The sequence below is a fragment of the Enterobacter cloacae complex sp. IR5401 genome, assembly GCF_049238425.1.
In the GTDB taxonomy this organism is placed as follows: Bacteria; Pseudomonadota; Gammaproteobacteria; order Enterobacterales; family Enterobacteriaceae; genus Enterobacter; species Enterobacter hormaechei_C.
Genome location: NZ_JBMKHN010000027.1, coordinates 20,073 through 28,141, shown reverse-complemented (window position 1 = coordinate 28,141; position 8,069 = coordinate 20,073). Strand labels below are relative to the sequence as shown.

The 8,069-nt window shown below is 52.6% G+C and carries 8 protein-coding genes, 1 other RNA gene and 1 pseudogene; 3 read left to right on the top strand and 7 right to left on the bottom strand.

Translation table 11 applies throughout. The features are described 5' to 3' along the window. Positions 1-108 precede the first annotated feature (108 nt). The 3 genes and pseudogenes from ACOTX1_RS22745 to smpB form a co-directional block, all read right to left on the bottom strand. Positions 109-876, bottom strand: a pseudogene (locus ACOTX1_RS22745) (phage integrase central domain-containing protein); the annotation flags it as partial. Between the two features lie 166 nt (positions 877-1,042). Then, positions 1,043-1,406, bottom strand: a transfer-messenger RNA (tmRNA) gene (gene ssrA / locus ACOTX1_RS22740). Positions 1,407-1,495: 89 nt separating this feature from the next. Further along, positions 1,496-1,978, bottom strand: a complete 483-nt coding sequence (gene smpB / locus ACOTX1_RS22735) for an SsrA-binding protein SmpB (protein ID WP_003863115.1) — start codon at positions 1,976-1,978, stop codon at positions 1,496-1,498. 156 nt (positions 1,979-2,134) lie between these two features. Between smpB and ACOTX1_RS22730 the strand changes: the two genes are divergently transcribed. Then, positions 2,135-2,572 (top strand): type II toxin-antitoxin system RatA family toxin, encoded by a 438-nt coding sequence (locus ACOTX1_RS22730; protein ID WP_003863117.1) that lies wholly within the window; start codon positions 2,135-2,137, stop codon positions 2,570-2,572. Next, the gene (locus ACOTX1_RS22725; protein WP_023314692.1) at positions 2,562-2,849 is read left to right on the top strand and encodes an RnfH family protein; all 288 of its coding nucleotides are present in this window, start codon (positions 2,562-2,564) and stop codon (positions 2,847-2,849) included. Before ACOTX1_RS22730 ends, ACOTX1_RS22725 begins: the two co-directional genes overlap by 11 nt. A 61-nt stretch (positions 2,850-2,910) precedes the next feature. Here the strand turns inward: ACOTX1_RS22725 and bamE are convergent, their stop codons facing one another. The 3 genes from bamE to nadK all read right to left on the bottom strand — a co-directional run bounded on the left by bamE (position 2,911) and on the right by nadK (position 6,013). Further along, positions 2,911-3,249, bottom strand: coding sequence for an outer membrane protein assembly factor BamE (gene bamE / locus ACOTX1_RS22720; RefSeq protein WP_003863121.1), 339 nt, complete (start codon positions 3,247-3,249; stop codon positions 2,911-2,913). A gap of 138 nt (positions 3,250-3,387) precedes the next feature. Then, positions 3,388-5,049 (bottom strand): DNA repair protein RecN, encoded by a 1,662-nt coding sequence (recN, locus tag ACOTX1_RS22715; protein ID WP_023314691.1) that lies wholly within the window; start codon positions 5,047-5,049, stop codon positions 3,388-3,390. Positions 5,050-5,134: 85 nt separating this feature from the next. Further along, complete coding sequence (nadK, locus tag ACOTX1_RS22710) at positions 5,135-6,013, bottom strand: NAD(+) kinase (RefSeq protein ID WP_003863124.1); 879 nt, start codon at positions 6,011-6,013, stop codon at positions 5,135-5,137. A gap of 122 nt (positions 6,014-6,135) precedes the next feature. Between nadK and grpE the strand changes: the two genes are divergently transcribed. Next, a complete protein-coding gene (gene grpE / locus ACOTX1_RS22705; protein WP_003863126.1) occupies positions 6,136-6,729 on the top strand; it encodes a nucleotide exchange factor GrpE in 594 nt (197 codons plus the stop codon). A gap of 52 nt (positions 6,730-6,781) precedes the next feature. Here the strand turns inward: grpE and ACOTX1_RS22700 are convergent, their stop codons facing one another. Then, positions 6,782-8,068 (bottom strand): HlyC/CorC family transporter, encoded by a 1,287-nt coding sequence (locus ACOTX1_RS22700; protein WP_032609927.1) that lies wholly within the window; start codon positions 8,066-8,068, stop codon positions 6,782-6,784. Position 8,069: the final 1 nt, after the last annotated feature.

Genomic DNA, 8,069 nt, shown 5'->3' with positions numbered 1-8,069 from the left:
TATCAGACACCGTCTGAATTTGCAGCGGGCTGGAGAAAGGGTCATTCTGAGAATGAAGATTCCGGCGTTACTAACTGAGTGTTGTATCTAATCGTGGGGGCAGGTCACTTCACCTGGGCGAACCCATGTGAGAAGTTGCCACTCAATCAGTAGCCTTGTTTCCAAACGGATAGAAGCATTGTTTAGAGCAACCAGGAAGCGAGGGAGTTCGGAAGGGGGTAATGCTGGCATATTCTGTTTTTTTGGCTTGCTGAACCGTTGCCCCAGATTGTCTGCCGGGTTGAATTCTATGAGTTCTTCTGTTGCTGCATAGCGGAAAATTTCATTCAGGCGGGATATGATGCGGCGAAGTGTTTCAAGGACACCTCGTTTTTCTATAGGTTCTAAATGCTGTTTAAGCATTTTAGGGCGAATCTCCTTAATGGGGGTATCACCCAATGTGGGAAAGATATTTCTCTCTAGGCTTCGCCAGATGTCGTTAGCATGATCTTGGGAGATGCCTGACGTTTTGACTTTCTCATCAAGCCACTTCTTGGCTACTGCTTGAAATGTATGTTCCGTGGCTTCTTTCAGTGCATTGGTTTTTTGGGTGTTATGAACTTGGGGGTCTATACCATTTGCAAGCAACGACAAGTATTCATCACGTAAAGCTCGTGCCTTCGCAAGTGTAAGGTGAGGATAGGTTCCTAAGCTCACCTTAGTTCGCTTTTTGGTCACAGGCACTGCATATCTGAAATACCAATTTTTCTTCCCTCCCTTCGCCAAGGGAGCGATTCGCAACAGCAAACCATCGCCGTCAAAAAGGTTAACCTCTTTCTCGGCAGGTTTGGTGCTTTTGATTTCAGTGTCAGTGAGTTTCTTAGCGATTTTGGCCATGTTTGGGACCCTCAATTTTAGGACCCTTTTTCGTGGGTCCCATTCAGGGTGCCATAACTCGAAGTTCTCAGCAATTCTCACTAGACTACAATAGACGTAAAAAAGCCCGCAGAGCTTGTGCTGTGCGGGCTTAGTAGACTTTACTGAACTTCAGTACATCAATATTTGGTGGAGCTGGCGGGAGTTGAACCCGCGTCCGAAATTTCTACATCCTCGGTACTACATGCTTAGTTTGTCTTTACATTCGCACGCCAGCTGCGGACAAACACGCCACTGACGAACTAGCCTGATTAGTTTTAACGCTTCAACCCCAGGCAGGGTTTCCACGCGATCTCTTTTGGGTTTGACCTCTCTTTGATCCCCGTCTTAAGAGCGGAAGCTAGGGAGAGAGGGCTCTTAGCAGGTTATTAAGCTGCTAAAGCGTAGTTTTCGTCGTTTGCGACTATTTTTTTGCGGCTTTTAACGAGGCAAACCGCCCCTCGGCATGCACCTTGGGTTTCGCAAATCCCGTCGAATCCAGAATCAGCCCCAATAGTGTTGAACTCAGTATACCAGATTTTACTTCCTCGACACCAGCCCGAAACGCTAACTTATTGAATAGTACAATAAGTGCGCAGAATCAACGTCCTGCGTTTTTCATGATACGTGCTTTGTCGAGCTGCCACTCGCGTGCTTTCAAATCAGTACGCTTGTCGTGTTGTTTCTTACCTTTCGCCACGCCGATTTTCACTTTGCACCAGGCGTTTTTCCAGTACAAAGAGAGTGCCACCACGGTGAAGCCTTCACGGTTGATGCGTCCGTAGAGGGATTCCAGTTCGCGCTTGTTCAGCAGCAGCTTACGGGTGCGGGTTGGATCGCAGACGTAATGTGAAGAGGCGACGGTCAGCGGCGTAAAGTTCGCGCCGAACAGGAAGGCCTCACCGTCTTTCAGGATCACGTAGCTGTCGCCGATGTTGGCTTTCCCGGCACGCAGCGATTTTACTTCCCAGCCCTGCAACGCAAGGCCAGCCTCGAATTCTTCTTCGATGAAATACTCGTGGCGAGCACGCTTGTTAAGCGCAATGGTCGCCGAACCAGGTTTATGTGCTTTTTTCTTCGTCATAAGTGTCGTAAAGCCGTCGGTAATCTGATTTTAAAAAGTCACCTCATTGCGTCCTGTGAGGTCTAACGCGCTATATTAGCACGAGATAAGGCTTAGCGTTTTTTTAACAGGTGATAAATGTTATTATTTGTCTGTTGTGTGACCATGGAAAATGCTATGCCTCAGATTAGCCGTACTGCGCTTGTTCCCTACAGCGCGGAACAAATGTATCAGTTAGTGAACGACGTTCAGTCCTATCCGGAATTTATTCCAGGATGCACCGGTAGCCGGGTGCTGGAATCCGGCCCGACGCAGATGACTGCGGCCGTGGATGTCTCCAAAGCGGGGATCAGCAAAACGTTCACCACGCGCAATACCCTGACGAGCAATCAGAGTATTTTGATGCATCTGGTGGATGGTCCGTTTAAAAAACTGATGGGAGGGTGGAAGTTTACGCCATTGAGCGCTGACGCCTGCCGCATTGAGTTTCATCTGGATTTTGAATTTACCAATAAGCTGATCGAACTGGCGTTTGGCCGAATCTTTAAAGAGCTTGCCTCGAATATGGTTCAGGCGTTCACCACGCGCGCCAAAGAGGTTTACAGTGTCGCATAAGATTGCTGTTGAGGTGGTGTATGCGCTGCCGGAGAAGCAGTATTTGCAGCGCGTGATGCTTGAAGAGGGTGCCACCGTTGAGGCGGCTATCCGGGCCTCCGGCATCCTTGAACTTCGCCGTGATATTGACCTGGCGAAGAATAAAGTCGGCATTTATAGCCGTCCGGTTAAGCTCGGTGATGTGCTGAAAGAGGGCGACAGGGTTGAAATCTATCGTCCGCTGATTGCCGACCCGAAAGAGTTGCGCCGTCAGCGAGCAGAGAAATCCGGTAAGTAGCCAAATAAATGTACACAAAAAAGGTGCTCATTGAGCACCTTTTTGCGTTGCTGACGCCTGATTATTTGGTCAGGGCAGGCTTGTTGTCGATGTTGGTCAGAACGCCGGCACTGCTGAAGGTCAGCGTCAGGGTTTGCTGGGTTACATCTTCATGACCAGGCTGCTGGCGGAATACATAGAACCAGGTGTTTGTGCCGAAGGGATCGGACATCATCGGGGTTCCCAGGGCATAAGCGACCTGCTGTTGTGTCATACCCACGCGGATTTTGGACACATCGTTAGGGGTAAGGTAGTTCCCCTGGTTGATGTCAGGACGGTAAACCACTTTCTCCAGAGTGGAACAGCCTGCGGTCAACATCAGAAGAACCGCTGCGGCAGCGGTCAGCGTTTTACAGCGCATAGTGATTTGATTCCTTTTCGGGCCCGAGCAGTACGCGGCTCATATGTAATATGCCGATGATAATAGACCTTGCCCCACTTTGAAACCGGTCTGGCGGCGTTTTTGTTGTTCTGTATGACCCTGAGATCCCGAAAAAGTTTATGCCGCCAGCAGTTCTTTCGCATTCGCGAGGGTATTGCGAGTGACTTCACTGCCGCCGAGCAAGCGTGCCAGCTCCTGCAAGCGTGAGCGTTTATCCAGCGGCTTCATGTGCGTTTCCGTCATTTCACCATCGGTTTCCTTGCTGACGATAAAGTGGTGATGACCACATCCGGCGACCTGCGGCAGGTGAGTCACACACATGACCTGCGTCGATTCACCCAACTGACGCAGCAGTTTGCCGACAACGGCCGCGGTCGGGCCGCTGATACCCACATCCACTTCATCGAAAATCAACGCCGGGGTTTCCATTTTACGGGCGGTAATCACCTGAATGGCCAGGGCGATACGCGACAGTTCACCACCGGAAGCCACTTTCGAAATTGCCTGCAAAGGCTGGCCCGGGTTGGTGGTGACGCGGAATTCTACGCGGTCTGCGCCTTCCGCCGTCAGGTGATTCTCTTCAAAGCGAACATCTATGGTGAACACCCCATGCGGCATCGCCAGCGTATGCATGCTGTCGGTAATGTGCTGGCTAAGCTCCTGCGCATAGTGTTGCCGCACGTCGTGCAGCCGTTTCGCCGTTTCCAGCGCCTGCTGATGATGCAGATTAACCGCCAGAGACAAGGTTTCAAGGGAATCGGCCTGATCGTCCAACTGCTGCTGTTCCTCCAGCAGAGACTGATAGTAATTCGGCAGCTCTTCCGGGGTAACGTGATGCTTACGCGCCAGTGAAATCTGACGGGAGATGCGTTGCTCAAGCTCGAACAGACGGTTCGGGTCGAGATCCAGACGTTCACAGTAGTGGCGCAGCTCATCCCCGGCTTCTGAAATCTGAATCGCGGCCTCTTCCAGCATTTCCAGTACGCCAGAAAGCTTATTGTCCATGCCGGTCAGTTCGGTCACAAGCTGACGCACGTTGTACAGCTGGCTCTGCAAATTCACGTCTTCGCCATCCGCCAGCATGTTAAGGGCAGTCTGGCTGGTGGAGAGCAGCTGACCGCTGTTGGCCAGACGCTTGTACTCTTCGTCGATTTGCTCAAATTCACCCGCCTGCGGGTTAAATTCGTTCAGCTCTTTCAGCTGATATTCCAGCAGCTCGGCGCGCGCGGTACGCTCCTGGCTTTGCTGCTGATGCTGCGCAAGTTCGCGGCAGCTTTGATGCCACTGACGATAGTGCTCCGCCATGAGTTGAGTAAGCGCGTACTCACCTGCGTAGCCATCAAGCAGGGCTTTCTGTTGTTCGGGTTTGATTAACTGCTGGTGCGCATGCTGACCATGGATCTGGATGAGCAGCTGGCCCAGCTCGCGAAGCTGGGAGAGGGGAACCGCTGTACCATTGATAAAACCGCGGGAGCGGCCATCGCTGCTGATGACGCGGCGAAGTAAACACTCACGTCCGTCTTCGAGCTGGTTTGCTTCCAGCCAGCGCAGGGCGGCAGGTGTGTCTTTTAACGAGAAGCGGGCGCAGAGATCGGCACGGGCGGCGCCTGTGCGCACCATATCCCCCTCTGCACGACCACCGAGGCACAAGCCGAGGGCATCAATGGCAATGGATTTACCTGCACCGGTTTCACCGGTAATCGCCGTCATTCCGCTATGGAAGTCGATTTCAAGCTCACGAACAATGGCAAAGTTGCTGATGGTCAGTTGTGCCAGCATAATTGTTTTCCTGTATGAAAAACCATAACTGTGTTTGTATACAGTATAAACTGGTTTTATATACAGTAAAGTGCTGTATGCAAAATCAGAACAATTTTTTTGACCAGCCGAGCTTGGAGCTTAATGTGTTGAAATAGCTGTAATCTTTTGGGTGAATGAGGTTCAGGTGGTAATCGCAGCGGCGAATGAGGACATCTTCACCTTCCTGAATGGGGAGCGCAATCTGACTGTCGCAGCTGATCTCCAGATCGCTGCGGCGATGAGAAAAACGCAGGCGGATGGTGCTGTCGCCGTTGATCACCAGCGGACGCGCCGAGAGCGTATGCGGGAACATCGGCACCAGGGTAATGGCATCCAGCGATGGCGTAAGGATTGGACCTCCGGCTGAAAGCGAGTAGGCGGTGGACCCCGTCGGGGTTGAAATAATCAGCCCGTCAGACCGCTGCGAGAAAGCGAAGATTTCGTCGATATAGACTTCGAATTCGATCATGTGCGCCACTTTACCGGGGTGGAGAACCACCTCGTTAATGGCGGTGCTGATGCGCTTCTGGCAGTCCTGCTGACACACCTGGGCTTCCAGCAAAAACCTTTTTTCACTGATATAGTGGCCTTCCAGCACGTCCGCCAGCTGCTGCTGCGCATTGTCCGGGTCGAGGTCGGTCAGGAAACCGAGATTGCCACGGTTAACACCAATAACCTTAATATCATAGCGAGCCAGCGTTCGCGCCGCGCCCAGCATATTGCCGTCGCCACCGACCACCACGGCGAGATCCGCCTGCTGGCCAATTTCCGCCAGCGTGCCGGTTCTGACGCTTTTAAGCTGCAACTCCTGGGCAATCTGCTGCTCGACCATCACTTCATAGCCTTTACCACACAGCCAGCGATACAACATTTCATGTGTCGTCAATGCGGTAGGGTGACGCGGATGGCCGACGATCCCAATACACCTGAAATGATTATTCATTTTCTGGAGGTCCTTGTGCCTGATGAATGATGACAATCTGCCTTGTTCCCTTGAATCCAGGAAACTGATCCCCATAATAAGCGAAGTTAGCGAGATGAATGCAGAAAAACGCGGAGAAATTCATGAGTAGTAAAGAACAGAAAACGCCTGAGGGGCAAGCCCCTGAAGAAATTATCACGGAACAGCACGATGAAGTTGAGGCAGTAGAGCCAGACACGTCTGCTGAGCAGGTGGACCCGCGCGATGAAAAAATTGCCAACCTGGAAGCTCAGTTGGTAGAAGCGCAGAATCGCGAACGCGATGGCGTACTGCGTATCAAAGCGGAAATGGAAAACCTGCGCCGTCGTACCGAGCTGGACGTTGAAAAGGCGCACAAATTTGCGCTGGAGAAATTCGTCAACGAACTGCTTCCGGTGATCGACAGCCTGGATCGCGCGCTGGAAGTGGCGGATAAAGCTAACCCGGATAACGCGGCAATGATTGAAGGCATTGAGCTGACGCTGAAATCCATGCTGGATGTGGTGCGTAAGTTCGGTGTTGAAGTGATTGCCGATACGGATGTACCGCTGGATCCAAACGTTCACCAGGCCATTGCGATGGTGGAATCCGAAGACGTTGCCGCGGGTAACGTGCTGGGCGTGATGCAGAAAGGGTATACCCTGAACGGCCGTACTATTCGCGCTGCGATGGTGACCGTGGCGAAAGCGAAAGCGTAATTTGCCGACCCGTAGTGCCGGGTGGCGGCTTCGCCTCACCCGGCCTACAACATTACTCGGCGATACTTTCGCGTAAAGGTTTAACGGGCAGGACCTTAACCTGCTTAATCATGTTGTCCTGAACGTCCAGAATATCAATATCATACTGCTCAATACGCACGCGCGTGCCTGTCGCCGGGATCTCTTCCAGCGCTTCCAGGATCATTCCGTTCATCGTCCGCGCTTCGTCTTCCGGCAAATGCCAGTTGAACGCTTTATTGATTTCACGAATGTTGGCGCTGCCGTCGATAAGCACTGACCCGTCGTTTTGCGGGGTGACTTCTTCCGCAAGGGAAGGCGACATTGAGGTGGTAAAGTCCCCGACAATCTCTTCCAGAATATCTTCGACCGTCACCAGCCCCTGTATATCGCCGTATTCATCCACCACCAGGCCGACTTTCTTCTTGTTGCGCTGGAACTTCACCAGCTGCGTGCTGAGTGGGGTGCCTTCCGGCACGTAGTAAATTTCGTCGGCGGCGCGCAGCATTACCTCTTTGGTGAACTCGTTTTTCTCGGTCATCAGGCGATAGGCCTCGCGCACGCGCAGCATGCTGATGGCATCGTCGAGAGAATCGCGATAGAGGACGATACGCCCGTGCGGGGAGTGCGTCAGCTGGCGGACAATGGCCTTCCAGTCGTCGTTGATATCAATCCCGACGATTTCATTGCGCGGCACCATGATGTCGTCAACGCTGACCTTTTCCAGATCCAGCACCGACAGGAGCATGTCCTGATTGCGGCGGGAGATCTGCGAGCGGGATTCGTTCACGATGGTACGCAGTTCGTCTTTGCTGAGCGCGCTACTGATGGTGACGTCTGCCTTTATACCGACCATGCGCATCAGCACCCGTGTCACCATATTCAGCAGCCAGACCAGCGGCATCATCAGAATAAGCAGCGGTGCTAACAGGAAGCTGCTCGGGTAGGCGACTTTTTCCGGGTAAAGCGCCGCGATGGTTTTGGGCAACACTTCCGCAAACACCAGTACCACAAACGTGAGCACACCTGTGGCAATCGCCACGCCTGCGTTGCCGTACAGACGCATCCCGACGATGGTGCCCAGTGCAGAGGCGAGAATATTGACCAGGTTGTTACCGATAAGCACCAGGCTAATCAGACGGTCCGGCTTACGCAGAAGCTTTTCGACACGACGCGCGGCACGGTTACCCTGCTTGGCGCGATGACGTAACCGGTAGCGGTTCAGCGTCATCATGCCGGTTTCAGAGCCAGAGAAATAAGCGGAGATGACCACCATGATGACCAGAATGACGATCAGCGTGGTGGTAGAGATGTGTTCCAGG

Coding starts and splice junctions, on each gene's coding strand:
- nadK (WP_003863124.1), bottom strand. CDS start 6,013: ATGAATAATCATTTCAGGTGTATTGGGATCGTCGGCCATCCGCGTCAC.
- smpB (WP_003863115.1), bottom strand. CDS start 1,978: ATGACGAAGAAAAAAGCACATAAACCTGGTTCGGCGACCATTGCGCTT.
- bamE (WP_003863121.1), bottom strand. CDS start 3,249: ATGCGCTGTAAAACGCTGACCGCTGCCGCAGCGGTTCTTCTGATGTTG.
- recN (WP_023314691.1), bottom strand. CDS start 5,049: ATGCTGGCACAACTGACCATCAGCAACTTTGCCATTGTTCGTGAGCTT.
- grpE (WP_003863126.1), top strand. CDS start 6,136: ATGAGTAGTAAAGAACAGAAAACGCCTGAGGGGCAAGCCCCTGAAGAA.
- ACOTX1_RS22730 (WP_003863117.1), top strand. CDS start 2,135: ATGCCTCAGATTAGCCGTACTGCGCTTGTTCCCTACAGCGCGGAACAA.